Source organism: Vibrio amylolyticus (assembly GCF_023145695.1).
GTDB lineage: Bacteria > Pseudomonadota > Gammaproteobacteria > Enterobacterales > Vibrionaceae > Vibrio > Vibrio amylolyticus.
Window position 1 is genome coordinate 175735 of sequence record NZ_JAJHVV010000001.1, and the last position, 19344, is coordinate 195078.

The following is a 19344-nucleotide window of genomic DNA, read 5'->3' on the forward strand; positions in this document are numbered from 1 at the left end:
GTGTCCAGCCATCTCGCCTTTTTACTGAGCTTTATAATTAAGTCGAACGACTCTTATTTTGCTTGGCTATTTAAGTAAGCTCTATGTGAAATATCAGTCCAAGAGCGCACTTGGTCTAGGTAGTTTGCTTGAGAAGCCTGAATCTCTTTGGCTAATGCATCTTTCTCAGCATGCTTCGCTAAAAGTCGATCGTTCGCTTCTTTTAGAGCAACCATTACCTCAGCAGGGAAGTCTTTTACCTTCACATCAGGGTATTCAGATTGGATTGTTGACCAGTTTTTACCACTCTCATGTGTTGCTTGTGTGTACATGTCGTACGCAGCGGTTCGCATAGCGACTCGAAGAATTTCTTGAAGGTCTTCTGGCAAGCTTTCCCACTTACGTTTGTTTACGAGGAACTGAAGCTCAGATCCAGGTTCATGCCAGCCTGTGTAGTAGTACGGTGCAATTTTGTGGAAACCCATTCGTAAGTCAAGCGAAGGACCAACCCACTCTAACGCATCGATTGTACGGCGCTCTAGAGACGTATAGAGCTCTCCCGGTGCAATATTAGTTGGCTTAGCACCAAGCTCAGCTAATATTTCACCAGCAAAGCCTGGAATTCGCATTTTCAGACCTTGAAGGTCTTCGACAGAGTTGATCTCTTTTTGAAACCAGCCCCCCATTTGAATATCAGTATTACCGCCTGGGAAAGACATGAGATTATGTGGAGAGTAAACTTGCTCCATCAATTCCATACCACCACCATGATAGAACCACGCGTATTGCTCAGCCGGTGTCATACCAAATGGCATAGACGTAAAGTAAAGGGTGTTTGGCACCTTACCTTTCCAATAGTAAGAGCCAGAGTGCCCCATATCGTATTGACCAGATTTGACCATATCAAATACACCAAGAGGCGCTTTATGTTTGTTCGATGAGTCAATACGGATCTGCAAACGACCGTTTGACATTTTTTCTGCCATTGCCGCCATGTTTTTTGTCGCATCACCAAAAATTGGGAAGTTTGGTCCCCAAGTTTCAGCCAGCTTTAAACGGTACACTTTTTCTGCAGCGGTAACGGAAGTTGCCATCATCGCCAAGCAAGTGGCGGCAATAACAGCGCTATTTTTCATTACTCTCTTTAGGGAGCGTTTTATAAGACTCATATCTACGTCCTTTGTTTGATGGTAGCCATTAAGGCGCTTTCAATAGTTAGCATCAAACAAAATTGTATGAATTGAATCAGCGAGAACACGCAATATAAATACGCGACTTGTCATCTCTTAGACTTTTGAATTACGTATAAATACGTAGGAGAAAAATTTAACAACTAATACTTTCAGATAGTTATGTGAAAACAGATAAAAAAGAATGAGGAAATTACGCACGTAACTACCGAATCAATAAGTTGCATCAATGTTCAAGAAGTGTGACTCTCGTATATGCACCAAGGGTCAACAACCACCCTATTCTTGGATATATAAAAAATTCAAGATTATTCGGGCGTAAAAAAACCCCGCATTTGCGAGGTTTAAACCTAAGAGTCTCAGTTAATTAAACTGATTTGTAGATAACTTTGTTACCTGCTAACTGCTCTTTCTCAACTAGGTTTTCTTCAAGTAGCTTTTTCAGCGCACCTGTCGCCCAAGACGCTGCTTTCGCTTCTTCTTGACCAGCGGCCAGGCCGATACCTTTAGGGTTAATACCTTCGGCATTGCTAACAACGATATCTAAAACTTGTTGTTGCTTAGGTGTTAGTGCTACATCCACTTTCTTAGCGGCAACCGCTTTCACTGTTGCTGGTGCTGCTTCTTTTTTAGCAACAGGTTTCGCTTTTGGTGCAGCTTTAACAGTCGCAACAGTCGCTTTAATGTGCTTTTGCAATTTCATCTGCACTTTACGTTTATGAGCAAGTCTCATCGAGTATCTCTCCATTTCACTGCAATGCGGCAGTGGTGAAAATTTGAAGCGCGATTTATACCAAAAAAACGCCCTCATTTGTAGGGGAACGGCCATTTTTCCCTTCAAAAATGGGCTCAAACTCCAATGATGACTATAATTTAATCAGACGGAATTACTCAATCAAAATAAGAACTGAGTATTTGTACATATGCCAACGGTTACTAATCAAGATGCCAAGTTTACAATTATCAAATCTCAATTTAGATGTATTTTTAAACCAGTTTAAGCCCGCGCTTTATATGGTCGTTCTAATCTTTCTGGCAGCTATCTATAACTTTTTTGATGTCAAACTAGCGACTACAATATTAGCATTGGCGCTGATGACCCTTACTGCTATTTACCTCATTGTTCTTCGTTCAAAAGTATCATATACACTAACCGCGACCCACTTTCAGCAGCACCTCTATCACGGAGGCTGGGTGGTAAAATGGACAGACATAGAACGTATTGGTCTTTGCGAACTAAACCAAGATGGCTTGAGACACCCCCTACCTTGGATTGGTATCAAGCTAAGAAACTATGCTCCTTATCTCGATAATATATGCCCAAGAGTTGCGACAGACATATTATTAAGCCAACGATCTTTACTCTATATCGGACACCACAATCATCGGAAAAATAATCAATCAAAAGAGTTCGAGGACGTCGTATTAGACTCCCACACGTACAAAGGTGAACCTGGATTGAATTATAAAGGGCTTCGAGCAATGCTAGCGAATAGAATGAGTTATCAAAGAGTCTATTTTGACTATGATATTTTTATTTCAATCAATGATTTAGATAGAGATGAAGACAGTTTTATTGGTCTTACTCGGCGATATTTAGCGGCCGCCGAGCGAGAACAAGAGAATTAAACCTAATATCTGGCGATCTTAGTAACAACGACCCAAGTAGGTAAGCCAGCTTTGCTAAATCTACTTAGTACAATGGCATTTCGTCCGCAACAAACGGGTTCGACACTCGCTCTTTGCCAAATGTAGAGGTTGGCCCGTGCCCAGGAATAAAGGTCACATCATTACCTAGAGGCCAGAGTTTCTCTTTAATCGATGAGATAAGAGTGGCGTGATCGCCTTGTGGGAAATCTGTTCGACCAATACCTCCAGCAAACAGAACATCGCCTACAAATGCCAATTTAGCAGAGTCACTAAACAGAATAACGTGACCAGGCGTGTGTCCAGGTGTATGAATAACGTTCAAAGATTGCTTACCAATAATGACAACGTCACCATCTAATAGCCATTGATTTGGAAGAAAAGCGTTGGTGTGTTCGAAGCCAAACATTTGGCTCTGGTTTGGTAGTCCATCTAACCAAAATTTATCACCAATATGTGGACCTATTACTTCAATACCACCCAACTCTTTCGCTAATGGCTCTGTTCCACCAACATGATCAAGATGACCGTGAGTTAGGACAAGACGTACAACATTGACACCTAACTCTTTAATTATCATAACAAGCTGATTAACATCACCACCTGGGTCAACAACCACAGCTTCCATGGTTTCATCACACCAGATGATTGAACAGTTTTGTGCAAAAGAAGTTACTGGGACTATTTGGTACTGAAGGGACATATTTCTACCTTGATCACTATCGAAACAGCCCGAACTATGACATTACCAAGCTTGTTTTTCAATGACTCAGAAAGACAACTAAGCAGATATTACTGCTATGCCCAACTTCTTACAGGTCCTGTATCAATATGGATAAAGTTACTTCTTGGATAGTAGCCAACGCCACCTGATTTCAAGCTAAGTGCCGCATCTCGAACCTGTTTTAAGTTGACGCCTTCGAGTCGGAAGTCCATCGCTTGACCTAGCATATGAAAACTCTTTTTGGCGACGCCATTGGAGTTTGCGCGTAATGCTTCATTCGTTGCCGGAGAACGAAAACCGGAAATGATCTGCACTTCAGCCTCGGTTCCTAACAAGGTTTGGATTTTTGATATTTTATCAAACAAACGACGATCCATTGGGTGGACTTCATTTCGACGAAAGTCTCGGCATAAGTAGTTAAGTCGATCGAGCTCGCCTTCAACATAGTCAACACCGTTAAAGTAACTCGCTTCAACACTTTCTCCAGTATGAAGGTTGTTCATGACTAAATGACGAGGGCGATCGGGGTAAGACGCCTGAGCAATGGAAGGGATTCCACTTGCAATAACAAGACTACCACCCGCTAATTTTAAAAAATGACGTCGAGAAAAAACCAAAACTTTAACCTTCACATACCGTGTCCAATAATCTAAGCATGGACATTACCTAACTCGTTTGTGAAGTTCAAATGCATAAATCGTGCTAGAACCACCCAAAAAGCAGGAATCAACCGCTTACTATTTGAGCAGCAAAGAAAAGTTTTATTAATGATTGAATTGTCAAAAATTCGTCAAGGCTATCCTTTGCCGTGAATTTCCGTCGCTTTGCCCTTTTTATTATGTTGAACGTAGCTGTCGTATTGATAGACGTCATCTCGATAATGAACTTGCCCCGATTCAACCCAAACGGTTTGGTAGATAATATGGACAGGGATTCGACGTTTTAGTGCTATAGACTGAGTGGTTGAATGATCGTTTTCATCTGCATCGATAACCTCAAGCCCCTGCGTTTGTAATAACGTATTGGCAAATTGATCTGCATTTTCTACTCTCACACAACCAGAGCTAAAGGCACGAATATCTTTCTCAAATAAGTGCTTACTGGGAGTATCGTGCAAATAAATGGCGCGCCGGTTTGGCGTGTTAAATTTATAGAGGCCTAGCGCATTACTATCACCAGACTGTTGACGCATTTTGTAGGGAAACGTTTTAGGGTTAACTTCCGACCAATTAATGTCACTGGGATTCACTGTTGAGGGGGTATTCCATCGCTTTACAATCTCGATCTTATTGTTCAGTAAATAATTTTCATCGACCAGAACTTGCGGGAGAATATCTTCCACCATGATCTTTCTAGGTACATTCCAAGTTGGATTAAGAATCAACGAATCCAAATTCGCCTGCATGACAGGCGTCTTTCGCGTCGTTCTTCCCACAACAACCTTTGATTGAAAGACTTCTTCCCCCAGATACCAGTAAGTCATATCGAAGCTTGGTACATTCACTAAAATCAACGTATCTCGCTGCATTGGCCACAACCTAGAGCGCTCAGCATTTAATGCTAGCATCGCGAGTCTTTGCGAGGGCTTCATGTTTAGCCATTTCATTGTCTGGGTTCCAATGATGCCATCTTGTTTCAAACCATGAATACGCTGAAACTCCTTGATTGGTTCGATAAGTGTGGCGTCATACCAACTCGCATCGTTACGAACCCCTTTCGTATTCACATTCACTACGTTTAGTCGCTGAATGAGTTCATCTCGATGGGAAAGCTTATCCCCTACTTTTTTTAGAGCATTTTGATGATAAGTAGGGAGCGACACTTGTTCAAATTTTTTCAAATGTTGGTATGAAGCAATGATTTGTCGATACTCAGCATTAGAGGGCGTATATTCGTCGATAAGCTCTTCAAGTTGATGAAGTTCAACGGCAATCAGCAACGAATTTAGGGAGTTTTTACTCGGCTGGGGTAATACTTCAGAAAGAGGTTGATTAAAAAACCATGACTCCCCAACAACAGGGGCTTGCTCTGCATAACTCATATAGAGAAGCAGTGTATCTGTCGCGAGTAAGTCATATTCAAACCATCGATTTTGCTCTCTGAACTTTTCTAAATACGCCAGTTGAGATGAGAACAAAGGGCTAAAGCCCGCTTGCTTAATCATCTCTAGCTGCAGCTCTAATTTTCGGCTCTCTTCGACGTCTAACCAGATAAGCTGGTCGTCATTTTCGCGATAAATACGATTAAGTAACTGAGGGAAATGAATTAATTGATGAGTTTTAGAGTCAGGTGCTAACCAAGTCAACTCCTCAAAACGCTCTAAAGCATAACTAGGAAGCGATAAAAGTATCAGTGGTAATAAAAACAGTACTCTTTTTTTCATTGTCATACACTCTCTCGCTTCCAGTAAATAAAAGTATGGCAGAAAATCGAGCGCATGTTGGAGTCATACAAAAAGAAAAGCCTCTACGTATAGAGGCTTTTCACAACAAATCACTAAAAACTAGAGCTTTAGATTATGTTTGCCGTGAGAGACCTTCGCTTGAAGATAACTCTCATTACCTGACTTCACGTGAGCCGATGTATTAACTATCTCAGCAATCTCAATACCGTTCTCTTGCAGTTCTTTAATCTTTTTAGGGTTGTTCGTCACTAGACGAATCTTATTAATACTCAGAGCATTAAGCATTTGGGCTGCTTCAGTGAAGTCCCTGAGATCATCACCAAAGCCTAGGTGATTATTTGCCTCATAGGTATTCATACCTTCGCTTTGTAAACGATAAGCGTCGATCTTATTGTACAGACCGATTCCACGCCCCTCTTGACGTAAATAAAGTATGATTCCACCTTCTTCTCCCATCTTATTGATGGTTTCTTCAAGCTGCTCACCACAATCACAACGTGACGAATGAAAAACATCCCCAGTAAGGCATTCAGAGTGCATTCTAACCAAGGGTGAATCACTACCCATATCCGCTTTTTTAAATACAATCGCTACGTGTTCTTTTTCTGTTTTTAAACCACTAAAAGAGAGGATTTCTGCATCAATATTACTTTGGGAACCAACTTTAAGACCAACTCTGGCACGTACTTCCGCCATATTACTACCCATTCAATGTTTGCTTTAGTGCCTATGACAGAAACCTGTCGCACGCTATTGAAACTAACTATGGGGACTATTGGGGCTTTTTTCAATAGTTGATTGGAAATGAAAATATCGCCTTATACTCAGAGAGGGCTTTCAAGCACACTAAAGATAAAACGACGAAAACTCGAAAAGCTTAAATTAACACGGAAGGGAAAATCGTTCGATATAGTCTGGCGAGTAACGTAGAGATTGCTATCCAATACAGTACATTGTTAGTGATAGAAAATGGAGATACTGATAGCGATTGCTCAAACCCATTAACGGCTCTGCTTTTGCTTCCAAATTGCCAGTTCAACCCAAGCCGATTCAATAACTTTTATCTCCTCGTCGGTCAACAGTGATAAGGTTGGATCACTCTCTGCAAAATCGTTTGAATGAATGAAGCCGAGCTTTGCGTAAAAGTCCTTTTTAAGTTGTAAAATCAGGTTTTCCACTGCGCTTCCTGGCATGCAAACACTCAATTAATAGTGATATCAATATATTAATAGAGAATACCATACGATGGTAACGTGTCTTTTTTGACCACAAAATATGGAATAACAATCACACATAAGCACTTGACGTTACTTGATAGTTAAAACAGCTCTACGTCACTATCACTGTCATCATCGTCATTAAAAATACCTTCCTGTTTCAACTGATGATAATTGCAGACTTTGTTTCGCCCATTATCTTTTGCGTAATAGAGAGCTTTGTCTGCATGATCTAAAATGCTAGGGATAAAGTCTGTGGGTAGCACAGAACAAAGCCCCGCACTGAAAGTGACGAACGGAACCTGCGGGAAGTTATATTGTTCAATATGTTGACGAAATCCTTCTAGTTTTTCCTCTGCTTCATTGAGTTTGGTGCGGGGAAATAGAACAACAAATTCCTCGCCACCAAATCGAAACAGTAGCTCTTCTCCACTAAAGTACTGCTGCATTTGCTGAGAAAAAGTAAGAAGCACTTCATCTCCAATTAAATGCCCATGCGTGTCATTGATACTTTTAAACTTATCAATATCTAATATCGCAACCCTTGGGGAGTACTCTTCATTAAACTCACCGTTAGATAAAGACTCGTAACTTTGAGTTAACTTCTGCTCCATCATTTTACGATTATAAAGGCCAGTGAGTTCATCTCGTTCACTCTCGTGCAATATAATTAAGTAGTTTTTATATATCTGGCAGAACCCGTTGATAAGCAGTTCAAATTCTTGTGGAGGCCCTGTCATTACAATGATAAAACGAGCTGAGCTAGTGTCATCAATCTGAATCGGAAAGGTACACCAGTGCTCATCTTCCGCACGCTTTTCGACCACCGTCTCACTCATTTCATGGTCAAAATCGTCTGCTAATTCTTGATCTTGCTCTTGTAACCAATGAAATTCAGGCTCTTCACCCAGTTTTTCTTCCCTTCTAACCGCCGCTATTAAATGCGAATGGTGACCAATATAGTGAAACAAATGGATGCTCTTAATTGGAGCCATTTCCGCCAATGTCGCAATAACGCAATGCGCTAACGATATAGAATTCGTTTGCTCAGTGATCTCTACGACCAGCTGGAGTATTTTCTGCTCTACACTCATCTTTCACCTATTTGTTGGTGATATTAATTTGAGTATAGGCAGTTCATGGTAAGTCAGGCATAAAAAAGCAGCGATGATCGCTGCTTTTCTGTATTCGGCTTATAGATTAACTTCTTGTGCCAAATTTTACTGTCCCTTTAGAGCTAAACCACAACGCCTCTTTTCGACGTCGGCCTAACAGTATCGGCCCATCATCATAGAACAAAAAATTCTTCCAATGCTTTTTGAACACTGACCACTTCGTTTCAAGAATATTGTACTTCTCGTAACAAAAATAAACCGTCACATCATCTTGCCAGTCTAATTGCTCTAGTAACTCTTCTGGCATACCTTGATCGTCGTCTTCCCAATTCGCCATCCAATCGATTTCAAGTGTCCAATTGCTCTCTTTGCGCGGCCAATCTTGGCTACTAAAGCGATCAGCATCAGGGCTTAACGGACTGATATTCTCTTTCCAAAGCTGTGAAGCTCTTGCTGCATCCATCGGTTTGATTTTCTCAAGATCCTCTGGTGGAAGTGGCATAGATTGATGGGTAAAGATCCATTTTCTTTGGTATTGATCCAAAGGCAAATACGACATTCATTTTCCTCGTTATTTTTTTAGCCAACCGTTTTTGACGGCTTGCTCTATCATTATTTTAGCTTCGTCCCACAATGTTTGCGAACCAAGCCCAATCTTACTGTTAATGTTGAGCACTTGCTCTTGGGTCACCCCATGCTCTTGCCAACTCTGCCCATCATTATGGTAGTTGAGTAGCATTGGTATTAGACGATCAAGTGCTTTGGCGTATTTCGAATCCGGAGTTTGCGCAGATTCAAATTCAAGCCAAATGTCTTTTAATTCTTCACCTTGATCCGTCGGTAGCATGGCGAATAGTCTATTCGCAGCCGCGAGTTCTTTCTCTTCTTGCTCTAGGGAGGCAGCTACGTCATAGACAAAAGTGTCACCCGCATCGATCTCAACAATATCGTGCAGGAGCAGCATTTTAACCACTCTAGAGATATCAACGGGCTCGTTAGCATGTTCTTCCATCAAAATCGCCATCAGAGCAACGTGCCAACTGTGCTCCGCACTATTTTCTAAACGCCCATCTGCACTTTTTACTCGTGTTCGGCGTAGTACTGATTTTAACTGATCAAGTTCAATGATGAGTGATAGCTGCTTAACTAGTCTTTCGTTCATTTCACGGCTTTCCAATTTTGGTTGATACAGCTCGTTAAAATATGGTCTTGCCACTGTCCATCTATCAATAAAAACTGTTTAGCAAAGCCCTCTTTCTCAAAGCCATTCTGTTTTAATACCGCAGCGCTTCGTTCATTATTTGGCATATAAGCCGCATTAACTCGATGCATAGATTGGTAGGTAAACATATAATTCACCGCATGCTTTAACGCACGTGACATAATGCCTTTGCCCTGAGAGTTTTCATCAAGTGAATACCCAACGGTACAGGTGTAGCAAGGGAATCGAGAGAGATTACTAAAGGAAACGGTACCAAGAACTTTCAATTCATCTGAGTTAAGAATAATTAAATAGTAGCCTAGCCCTAAGGCGTGCAGCTCATGAAGCTTAACCAGTTTTGTCGCCCAACCTGACTGGGTAAAAAATGCCTCTTCTCGCCTTGGTTCCCATGCTTTTAAATGTGAACGATTACGCTTGAAATAGTCTGTGATTCTCTGCGCATCATCAATTTCGGCGGTGCGTAGAACAAAATCAGTATCAGCCACGTAGACACTTCGATGCGAGTTTACTTTATTCATTAACTTAATATCTTCAATTCACTTTATGACGCGTATTTTCTATTAGCTTTTACGGATAGAGTAATCGCGTAACTTATTGGCAATGGATGTATGAGAAACATTCAATCGCTTCGCTAATTTTCGGCTCGATGGGAACGACTGATATAAGCGTTCAAGCACTTGTGATTCGTACTCTTTCATTATCTCATCAAGTGAGCCATCTAGGTTCACATTCGGTAATCCTGATGAGACATTTTCTAGCTGTGGCAGGTGGAACAATGAAGCGTCTAAACGACCATCTTGCCATTCCGTTAACGCTCTTAGAACCATATTATCAAGTTGGCGCATATTTCCTGGCCACTGATAATTCGATAAACCATCGACAAGTTCATCAGCGAATTCTGGTTTGCTCATCCCGAGTTGCGAAACATATTTAGCAACGAACAACTCTAACAACGGCCCAATGTCATTGGTTCGCTCACGAAGAGGGGGAATACGTAATGTCAGAACATTGAGTCTATAAAACAGATCTTCCCTAAAGGCACCTGACTCAGCCAGCTCAGCAAGCTTATGCCTTGTCGATGCAATAACACGAACGTCTACATGTACTTCATGTTCTTCACCAACACGTCTGAATGTACCGTCTTGTAGGAATCTAAGCAGCTTAATCTGTAAATGGGCACTCATTTCGCCAATTTCATCTAAGAAAACCGTACCACCATTGGCTTGCTCAAAAATCCCTTTGTGCCCTTGCTCATGGTTAAATGAACCTGGCGCATGACCAAACAGCTCTGTTTCCGCAACATCATCTGGCATTGAAGCACAGCTCAAGATTAAAAACGACGCAGCTGCTCGACTTGAACGATTATGGCAGGCGCGAGCGAGCATCTCTTTACCAGTGCCCGTTTCCCCTTCAATGAGGAGTGGCTGATCAAGCATCGATAATTTCTTAGCTTGACTGATCAACGCTTTATGGCGATTAGAAACCCCGACAAAATATTCAAAACCTAAGTTATTATTGAGGGGAAGACTGTCGTCAAACTGCGGTTTATTGCTGCCAGAACGGATAATCATTACTGCACTTGCTAAGCTAGATTCATTGGATTCACCGGTAATATAGACCGGCATAATTTCCATTGCATAATCAAGACCATCAATAACAATATTTTCACGTTGACGAGTGATATTCCCTTCAAACCAATGAGAGAAATCAAAGCTGGGTAATAAAGATGAAATCTGCTGACCAATGATGTCAGCATCCGCTTGTTTGAACAGATCAACCGCAGCGTGGTTAGCAAGATCGACATGACCTTTTAGGTCAATCGCCAAGACAGGATCTGGGAGGTTATTTAGAAGAGAAATCAATTCCGTATTATGTCGTTCAATTGGCATAAACTGGATTTTTCGTACGTCTTTTACACCAGCGATACGGCGTATTTCTGTCATTAACTCACTGAACGTATCAAAGTCAATATCAGGACAATTAAGGTAAATAATACCACTGACATCAATTTCGATGCCGCGCAGGTCAATACTCTTTGAGGCTAAAATATCAAGCAACTCACGAGTTAGACCTAATCTATCTTCACAAAACACTTCAAGACGCACTAAGAAATCCTAATTGAACGGTGTCAGAAAAAGTTGACACTAGTTTCGCTCATGACTTTTAGTGCGTCAAGAAATCTAGTGAGAATACAACGACAACGACATCTATTTGAGTGAAATAGCAGCGACTTTAGAAACGATTTGCTTTCGTATCGTCGATAGCGTTAATGCATTCTCTTTTTGCCAAGCAATCGGCCTCAATAATGCGATGGCCTTAAGACCAACTCTCGCTGATAAAATACCAACGCCAATACCCTGCCCTGCTCTAGCAGAAAGCTTACCAGCAAGATCCATTGATAAGAGATCCATACTGGCATCAATCGCTAGTTCACTCGCCCCAGCAGCCGCCATATTTGTTAAAACTGACTTAAATAAAGAGAGTCGTGACCAATAGCCAAGCTCCACACCATACAAGGTAGCGAGTGAGTTTATCATTGTGAAATTACGCCATGCCACCAATGCCATATCGGCAGCAGCAAGTGGACTGACAGCAACCAACACCGCAGATTCACTGGCGTGTTTAGTGACAATTTCGGCCGCTTTTTCGTCAAATTGACTGACGACGATGGACTCATACAGTTCAATAACCTCAGCATCCGAATGAGAGTCGGTCACACTATTTACCCAGCGGTCATAATGTGGATTTTCCTCTGAAATAGCACTTTTCGCCGCAAGCTCTTTACAGAAGACTTTCGCTTTTCCAACCCCGCCTTGCTCAAGGTAGGCTTCACTCTGCTCTTGAGTGCTAAAATGATGGCGAAGTTTCCTTAGCTTCCACAACTCCTTTCCTATTGCGCCAATACCTAATGCTGATATTGTCGCTATGAATCCCGCCCAACCAAGCGCAAGCCAATCGGAAGCGCTTATCGCTGTCATCACCGTATCAATGGCCTGCCAGCCAAGCAGACCACTAAAACTCATTAACAGTGCTGTGGTGACACCTCGATATTTTTTGGTCGGTCGGATTATCCGCTCTAAATCCGCTTCTGGTTTCTCTTCTTCTACCTTACTAGGAATGAACAGGTCACTCTGCTCGAAGGTTCGTTGACCATCGAGCAGTTGTTGCGCAGTTAAGTCAACTGCCCCTTTGTGTTTGACACTGTCATTAGATGGGGACCCGCTTTCTAATGTTTGATTAAAGACGCGCTTCTTTTTTAAATCGCTCATTTCAGTTTGTCTCCAATAATATATTCCAGTGCTTTATCCATTCGAGTGTGTTCTATCGGGGCATAATCGACCTTTGCTTTAGGGGCAAAGTTGCTAAATTCAAAACCACTTTTTTCCCAATAGTCTGAGTTTGGTAACTTTTGAGGAACCTCACCGGGAAAAAGAGTCATTGGCTCGCCTTCCAATGTTGACCCTTGAATTGCAGGTATCGTCGCTTCTCCATCACTGATAAAACCTGCAGTCGTGGCTTGAATCGAAGCCATGGCAATGCAATTCATCTCAATATTTTCAAACGCTGCATTTTGCCAAGCAGGATGAACTAACTGCTGTAACAATGAGACCAAGTTTGAGTGCTGCTCAGGAGTGACGTGATCCGCTTTGGTCGCCGCAAACAAAATCTTATCAATTTTAGGGGAAAATAGGCGCTTTAAAAGACCACTTCTTCCATAACGAAAACTGTGCATGATCTGTTCAAGTGCAACACTCATGTCATTAAAAGCTTCATGACTCGCGTTCAAGGGGGATAAACAATCCACGAGTACGAGTTGTCTATCGAAGGTAGAAAAATATTGCTTATAGAAAGCTTTCACCACCTTTTCCTGATACTCAGAATACCGTTTACTCAGCATCTCTAAGTTACTATTTTTCTTAGGCTTCGAATTGGAACCTGTAATGCAAGGGAAGAATTGCAAAACGGGAGCACCAGCCAGATCACCAGGCAAAACAAAGCGTCCGGGTTGAACCCAGTGGAGGCCCACTTCCTTACAGCCATGTAAGTACTTGGTGTAAACCGATGAGATATGTTCGAGTTTTTTTTCGTCAGCTTCCGCATCAAGATCTAACGTCTCTAACTGAGTAAGCCATTCACCTGCTAGCTCTTTTCGCTGTCCTTTCAGTGCTTCAATCTGAGAATTCGACCATTCTTCAAAATCCATATTCAATAATGGTAAATCCAACAACCACTCACCCGGATAATCAATAATATCGATATGCAGTGTTGAAGTAGGGCTGAGTATTTTTTTATGACGCTGTTTTGGTTTGTATTTTAGCGCAAGCCTAATTTCACTCACATCCCGAGTTGGAATTGGCCACTCAGGCGGGTGAGCATGTAACTGTTCCATCGCATCATCATAGGCAAACCGCGGCACCATCATGTTGTGTTGCGGGACTCTTTTTGCCCCGACAATACGCTTCTCTCGCGCTGATTTAAGTAGTGGCAAGTTATCGTGCGTAGAGGTATGCAGTAATTGATTGACCATTGAGGTAATAAACGCTGTTTTTCCCGCTCTGGACAAGCCAGTGACGGCAATACGAACATGAGAGTCCATACTACGATAGAGAAAATCATTGACTTCTTGGGTTAATTTCTTCATTGCTACTCTCTTACTACACCTATATCAATAATCTATATGAGTTAATCTTAATCGTACATGAATAAAAAAAGCCTCTGAATATATTCAGAGGCTTAGATAATCGTTTGTGTCTTTTAGCTAGGGCTAATCGTCTTCTATCAGTTTATAGATAACAAACAGTGCAAGCTCTAACATCACAAACAAAACACAGGTAATCGTGACGTATTTTACGTCGAAAATACTAATACCATGTAAAATCAGGTCATAGCCAACAAAGCTACCGATAACAATCGCAATCGCAATTTGTAATATTTGTATAAATCGAGGCACTCTACTCTCCTTTACTCTTTAGCAAGCTAACACGCTATGAGTTCGCTTCTGCTATTTTAACTTTCCATGTATCAGGTCCAATTTGATGCGCATTCGCACCCGTTGAATCTACTGCAACGGTCACTGGCATATCTTCAACATCAAATTCGTAGATCGCTTCCATACCCAGGTCTTCAAATGCGACAACACGTGATTTCTTAATTGCTTTTGCAACAAGATACGCAGCACCACCAACGGCCATAAGATAAACCGCTTTGTGTTTTTTGATTGACTCAACGGTTGCAGGCCCACGTTCTGCTTTACCTATCATTCCCATAATACCAACATCGTTGAGCATCATGTCTGTGAACTTATCCATACGAGTCGATGTTGTTGGGCCAGCAGGTCCTACGACTTCATCGCCTACTGCATCAACAGGGCCAACGTAATAAATAAATTTACCTTTTAGATCAACGCCATCAGGTAAACTCTCGCCACGCTCAATCATGCCTTGTAAACGTTTATGCATAGCATCACGCCCAGTTAGAATCTTACCTGTGAGTAATACTGTTTCACCGGTTTTCCACTTTTGAACGTCTTCTTGCGTAACCGTATCAAGATTCACACGACGTGTATTTTCATCCGCTTCTTGAGTGATTTCAGGCCAATCTTCTAACTTAGGTGGTGTTAGTTCAGCAGGGCCAGAACCGTCTAGCGTGAAATGTACGTGACGTGTCGCCGCACAGTTCGGAATCAAACAAACGGGTTTAGAAGCTGCGTGTGTCGGTGCCGTTTTGATTTTCACATCAACCACGGTCGTAAGACCGCCAAGGCCTTGTGCGCCAATACCCAGCTTATTAACACGGTTAAAGATATCTAAACGCAACTCTTCTTCTGCGTTTTCAGGGCCTTTATCAATCAGCTCCTGAATATCAATATGCTCCATTAATGATTCTTTCGCCAATACCGCCGCTTTCTCAGCAGTACCACCGATTCCTATGCCTAGCATACCCGGTGGACACCAACCAGCGCCCATCGTTGGCAATGTTTTCTCTACCCATTCAGCGATATCATCAGAAGGGTTTAGCATAACCATTTTAGTTTTGTTTTCAGAACCACCACCTTTCGCAGCAATTTGAATATCAACATTACTGCCAGGTACCATGTTAATATGAACAACTGCAGGCGTGTTATCTTTGGTATTGATACGCTTACCTGCAGGATCCATTAAAATGGAAGCACGAAGTGGGTTATCCGGGTTGTTGTACGCTTGACGAACACCTTCATCAATCATCTGTTGAACAGTGAGATCCGTTTCCCACTTAACGTCCATACCGATGTTAACAAAACACGTCACAATCCCAGTGTCTTGGCAAAGAGGACGATGGCCTTCTGCCGACATTCTAGAGTTAATTAGGATTTGACCAATCGCGTCTTTCGCCGCTTGGCTCTCTTCACGTTGGTAAGCAGCATCAAGTGCTTGGATAAAATCGAGCGGGTGATAATAAGAGATATATTGAAGTGCGTCAGCAACACTGCTGATGACATCTTGTTTACGAATGACCGTCATTGCTTTCCTCGTTATAGTTATTCTTCCATCTCACTACTCTCTATAGAAAGAGTCGATGCTCTACCAGTAACAACTTCCATCGACAATACAATCAAGTAGCAACTTTTGATTTGTTTTTTATGATACTCTTGCTTTCCTTTAGGCGCTATGAAGTGATCGTTTTCTTCGTCACAAATTATACAAATGAACAAAAACCTGCATAAATCTATCCAAATCACCCCTATCGACTACCATCAAGACCTTGCTAGTAATGTGTTTAATCACATTCAGCATAAGCCTTGGGCGATGTTCTTGCACTCTTCTTCAAAGGAACATGTCGATAGTCGCTACGATATCCTAGTGACTGATCCGGTTGTGACGCTCACGACGAAACAAACGATAACTCAAGTGATGACACCTGACGGCGATTTTGATAGCGAAAAAGACCCGTTCGATCTGCTAGCGACACTTCAACAGCAATACCTTCCAGATATTAAAACCATCTCTGAAAGCACGTCATCCTCCAAGCGAGATGAAGGCTTAAACCTACCCTTTGTGGGTGGCGCTGTCGGTTACTTCTCCTATGATTTAGGTCGTCGGATTGAAACCCTACCAAACTTAGCCAGTGATGATATCGGTATGCCTGAAATGGTGGTTGGCTTATACGAATGGGCGTTACTGGTTGATCATAAAACAAGTAGTGCGTATATCGTCGGAGAACGAGCATCTGAACATTGGCAACAATTACAGTCTCAGGTGAACAACGAGCCAAAATCAACGCCTTTCCAGCTTACTTCACCTTGGTCGTCAAACATGACCAAGCAGAGTTACTCAGATAAGTTTAATTCGGTTCAGGATTACCTACTTTCCGGTGATTGTTACCAAATCAACCTTGCGCAGCGTTTCCAAGCAAATTATGAAGGCTGTGAATGGCAAGCGTATAAAAAACTGGAGTCCTATAATCTTGCTCCATTTTCTGCCTTTATTAGAACTAGTGAGGGGGCAATTTTAAGTGTCTCTCCGGAACGATTCTTAAAAGTTGTGGACCGAGTCATCGAGACCAAACCAATTAAGGGGACTCGACCTCGCTCGAGCGATGAGAAAATTGATGAAGCAAATGCTGAAGCGCTCTTAAACGCAGAAAAAGATCAAGCTGAAAACCTCATGATCGTTGATCTACTGCGTAACGATATTGGCCGTGTTGCGACTCCTGGTAGTGTCAATGTTCCCAAACTTTTTGATATTGAGAGCTTCCCTGCTGTACATCATTTAGTAAGTACAATCAGGGCAAACCTCGATGAGCAATACAGTAATGCCGACCTGCTTAAAGCTTGCTTTCCTGGGGGATCTATCACCGGAGCGCCTAAAGTAAGAGCAATGGAGATCATCGAAGAACTGGAACCCCATCGACGCAGTGCTTATTGCGGTAGTATTGGATATATCAGTCGTGATGGTACCATGGATACTAGCATCACGATTCGAACATTGGTTGCAAAGAACTCATCGCTTTATGCATGGGCGGGCGGCGGCGTAGTCGCGGATAGTGAATGTGATTCCGAATATCAAGAGACGCTCGATAAGCTAAGTAGAATACTCCCTGTATTAGAGAGCAATTCAGAGTAACAGATGAGTGGTTAAATCCACTTGGTGATTATTTGATGTAGCCCTGAAGCGGTATACGGTTTGGTTAAGATATCATCCATACCGCTTTCTATACACTTATCGCGCTCCGATAGTGTTGTTCCTGCAGTCAGCGCGATAATAGGCTTGTTATAACCGTCTTTTCGCAATATCGCCGTCGCTTCAAAGCCATCCATCTCTGGCATACGGCAATCCATAAAAATAATGTCATACTTATTTTTTTCAACGGCATCCAGTGCTTCAATGCCATTATTGCCTATATCGGCGGCTAGATTAAATTTCTTCAACATTTGGTTAATGATGATCTGATTCATTCTAATATCATCAACAACCAGAATTGATAGTCCTTCTATTGATTTCTCACTCTCCTGCTTAGAATCCTCGATGGACTCAGAGTCTGTACCAACCGCGATTTCTAACGGAAGTAACACTGTGAATGTCGACCCTTTATCAATCTCACTGTCTAGTTTTAAACCTCCCCCCATCAAGTCAACAAGCTGCTTACAAATAGCTAAGCCAAGCCCTGTTCCTTCAAAGTTTCGCTTGCTTGATCTATCCGCTTGGATGAACGGATCGAATAGATTCGCTTGATTCTCTTTCGCAATACCAATACCAGTATCGACCACTTTTAAGCTTAACCGCCCGGCAACCCAGTTAACGATTAACGACACACTCCCACTAGAGGTGAATTTAATCGCATTACCTACCAAGTTCACTAAAATCTGACTGATTCGCTCTACATCGCCAATCAGACCCTGTGGAATATCGGATTCAAGGGAAATATTAAACTCGATTCGTTTCTCCATCGCTTTTGGTGTAAATATACCCAATACCATTTGTTCAAGCTCTTTCCAACTAAACTGAGTAGGGATTAACTCCATCATTCCCGCATTCATTTTACTAAAATCGAGCAGATCATTGATGATGGTTCTGAGTAATTCGCCAGATTGAGTTAAATTACCAAGGTAGCTACTTTGAACATCATTAAGAGTCGTATCAGCCATAAGCTCGGCACTGCCTAGCAATCCATTTAGTGGCGTACGAAGTTCATGGTTGATCATAGCGACAAACTCTTTGGTTGAACGCTCTGACTCTTCCGCTCGCGTTCTCGCATCAATGGTCTCGTTAATCATGATTTGACGACTCAATGCACTGCATAGTAGCTCACCAACGAGTCGGACTTGGCTAACAATAAAATCCTTATTTACCTCACCAGGAATGGTAATGAAAATCAATTCGCCCACGGCACTGTTCGCCATTTTTAAAGGCACGTAGAGTTGATCACCTTGCCAGGTGACGTTGGTCACTATCGCTTCTAAACGCTTATGCTCGATGCACTCGAATTCGTCGATATTTAGTGCAGGTAACTGGGTGGATGATACGTTGAGAAATACTGACTTAATTACGTTGCTACGGGTTAAGCCATCTAGGAAGCTTGAGAGTAATGCATCATCCAGTCGACGAGATAGAAAGGCTCGGCCAAATTGAATCAGAACTTCGTCTATCTGCTGTTCAAATTCAAATTTCCTCATGTCTTTTTGAGATTGTTTTTCCAGTTGCTTAAGCGCTAGACTTAACTGCATATTGGATTCATACAACTCTAGCCCTTTTTGTTCCAATAGCTGTTCCGCTTCCTTTCGAGAAGCAATTTCTCTGGCTAGCTTTCTTAATAGAAGAGCGTTTTCTTGAGACGTTTTTTCTGAAGGCGAGTTTTCATTCATCTCAA

Annotated in this window: 19 protein-coding genes; 2 read left to right on the forward strand and 17 right to left on the reverse strand. The window is 42.0% G+C overall.

Features of this window, described 5'->3' with window-relative positions:
• Positions 1-53: 53 nt before the first annotated feature.
• Entirely contained in the window at positions 54-1148 is a 1095-nt protein-coding gene (locus tag KP803_RS00795; protein WP_248006928.1) for a TRAP transporter substrate-binding protein, read from the reverse strand.
• Positions 1149-1536: 388 nt separating this feature from the next.
• Positions 1537-1902, reverse strand: a complete 366-nt coding sequence (locus tag KP803_RS00800) for a MarR family transcriptional regulator (protein WP_248006929.1) — start codon at positions 1900-1902, stop codon at positions 1537-1539.
• A gap of 212 nt (positions 1903-2114) precedes the next feature.
• On the opposite strand from KP803_RS00800, the gene KP803_RS00805 reads away from it, so the two are divergent.
• Positions 2115-2798, forward strand: coding sequence for a DUF2982 domain-containing protein (locus KP803_RS00805; RefSeq protein ID WP_248006930.1), 684 nt, complete (start codon positions 2115-2117; stop codon positions 2796-2798).
• A 64-nt stretch (positions 2799-2862) separates the two neighbouring features.
• Here the strand turns inward: KP803_RS00805 and KP803_RS00810 are convergent, their stop codons facing one another.
• The 14 genes from KP803_RS00810 to KP803_RS00875 all read right to left on the reverse strand — a co-directional run bounded on the left by KP803_RS00810 (position 2863) and on the right by KP803_RS00875 (position 15998).
• Complete coding sequence (locus KP803_RS00810; RefSeq protein WP_248006931.1) at positions 2863-3519, reverse strand: MBL fold metallo-hydrolase; 657 nt, start codon at positions 3517-3519, stop codon at positions 2863-2865.
• Positions 3520-3614: 95 nt separating this feature from the next.
• Entirely contained in the window at positions 3615-4157 is a 543-nt protein-coding gene (mepK, locus tag KP803_RS00815; RefSeq protein ID WP_248007349.1) for a peptidoglycan L,D-endopeptidase MepK, read from the reverse strand.
• 179 nt (positions 4158-4336) lie between these two features.
• Positions 4337-5923 (reverse strand): L,D-transpeptidase family protein, encoded by a 1587-nt coding sequence (locus KP803_RS00820; protein ID WP_248006932.1) that lies wholly within the window; start codon positions 5921-5923, stop codon positions 4337-4339.
• Positions 5924-6043: 120 nt separating this feature from the next.
• Positions 6044-6640 carry a GTP cyclohydrolase II gene (locus KP803_RS00825; protein WP_248006933.1) on the reverse strand — a complete coding sequence of 199 codons (597 nt, stop codon included), beginning with the start codon at positions 6638-6640 and terminating at the stop codon, positions 6044-6046.
• Positions 6641-6945: 305 nt separating this feature from the next.
• The gene (locus KP803_RS00830; RefSeq protein WP_248006934.1) at positions 6946-7137 is read right to left on the reverse strand and encodes a hypothetical protein; all 192 of its coding nucleotides are present in this window, start codon (positions 7135-7137) and stop codon (positions 6946-6948) included.
• A gap of 125 nt (positions 7138-7262) precedes the next feature.
• Positions 7263-8255, reverse strand: a complete 993-nt coding sequence (locus KP803_RS00835; RefSeq protein ID WP_248006935.1) for a GGDEF domain-containing protein — start codon at positions 8253-8255, stop codon at positions 7263-7265.
• 106 nt (positions 8256-8361) lie between these two features.
• Entirely contained in the window at positions 8362-8835 is a 474-nt protein-coding gene (locus tag KP803_RS00840) for a DUF2947 domain-containing protein (RefSeq protein WP_248006936.1), read from the reverse strand.
• Between the two features lie 12 nt (positions 8836-8847).
• Positions 8848-9438 (reverse strand): HD domain-containing protein, encoded by a 591-nt coding sequence (locus tag KP803_RS00845; protein ID WP_248006937.1) that lies wholly within the window; start codon positions 9436-9438, stop codon positions 8848-8850.
• Positions 9435-10016 carry a ribosomal protein S5-alanine N-acetyltransferase gene (rimJ, locus tag KP803_RS00850; protein ID WP_248006938.1) on the reverse strand — a complete coding sequence of 194 codons (582 nt, stop codon included), beginning with the start codon at positions 10014-10016 and terminating at the stop codon, positions 9435-9437. Before rimJ ends, KP803_RS00845 begins: the two co-directional genes overlap by 4 nt.
• A 42-nt stretch (positions 10017-10058) precedes the next feature.
• Positions 10059-11603: a transcriptional regulator TyrR gene (gene tyrR / locus KP803_RS00855; protein ID WP_248006939.1), complete on the reverse strand. Its 1545-nt coding sequence runs from the start codon at positions 11601-11603 to the stop codon at positions 10059-10061.
• Positions 11604-11705: 102 nt separating this feature from the next.
• On the reverse strand, positions 11706-12767 hold the full coding sequence (locus KP803_RS00860) for a YcjF family protein (protein ID WP_248006940.1): 1062 nt from the start codon (positions 12765-12767) through the stop codon (positions 11706-11708).
• A complete protein-coding gene (locus tag KP803_RS00865) occupies positions 12764-14140 on the reverse strand; it encodes a YcjX family GTP-binding protein (RefSeq protein ID WP_248006941.1) in 1377 nt (458 codons plus the stop codon). The genes KP803_RS00860 and KP803_RS00865 overlap by 4 nt, the downstream gene beginning before the upstream one ends.
• 123 nt (positions 14141-14263) lie before the next feature.
• Positions 14264-14449: a hypothetical protein gene (locus KP803_RS00870; protein WP_248006942.1), complete on the reverse strand. Its 186-nt coding sequence runs from the start codon at positions 14447-14449 to the stop codon at positions 14264-14266.
• A 34-nt stretch (positions 14450-14483) separates the two neighbouring features.
• Positions 14484-15998: a fumarate hydratase gene (locus tag KP803_RS00875; protein ID WP_248006943.1), complete on the reverse strand. Its 1515-nt coding sequence runs from the start codon at positions 15996-15998 to the stop codon at positions 14484-14486.
• Between the two features lie 183 nt (positions 15999-16181).
• On the opposite strand from KP803_RS00875, the gene pabB reads away from it, so the two are divergent.
• The gene (pabB, locus tag KP803_RS00880) at positions 16182-17600 is read left to right on the forward strand and encodes an aminodeoxychorismate synthase component I (protein WP_248006944.1); all 1419 of its coding nucleotides are present in this window, start codon (positions 16182-16184) and stop codon (positions 17598-17600) included.
• Between the two features lie 11 nt (positions 17601-17611).
• Here pabB and KP803_RS00885 read toward each other — a convergent pair whose 3' ends face one another.
• The gene (locus KP803_RS00885) at positions 17612-19339 is read right to left on the reverse strand and encodes an ATP-binding protein (protein ID WP_248006945.1); all 1728 of its coding nucleotides are present in this window, start codon (positions 19337-19339) and stop codon (positions 17612-17614) included.
• Positions 19340-19344: the final 5 nt, after the last annotated feature.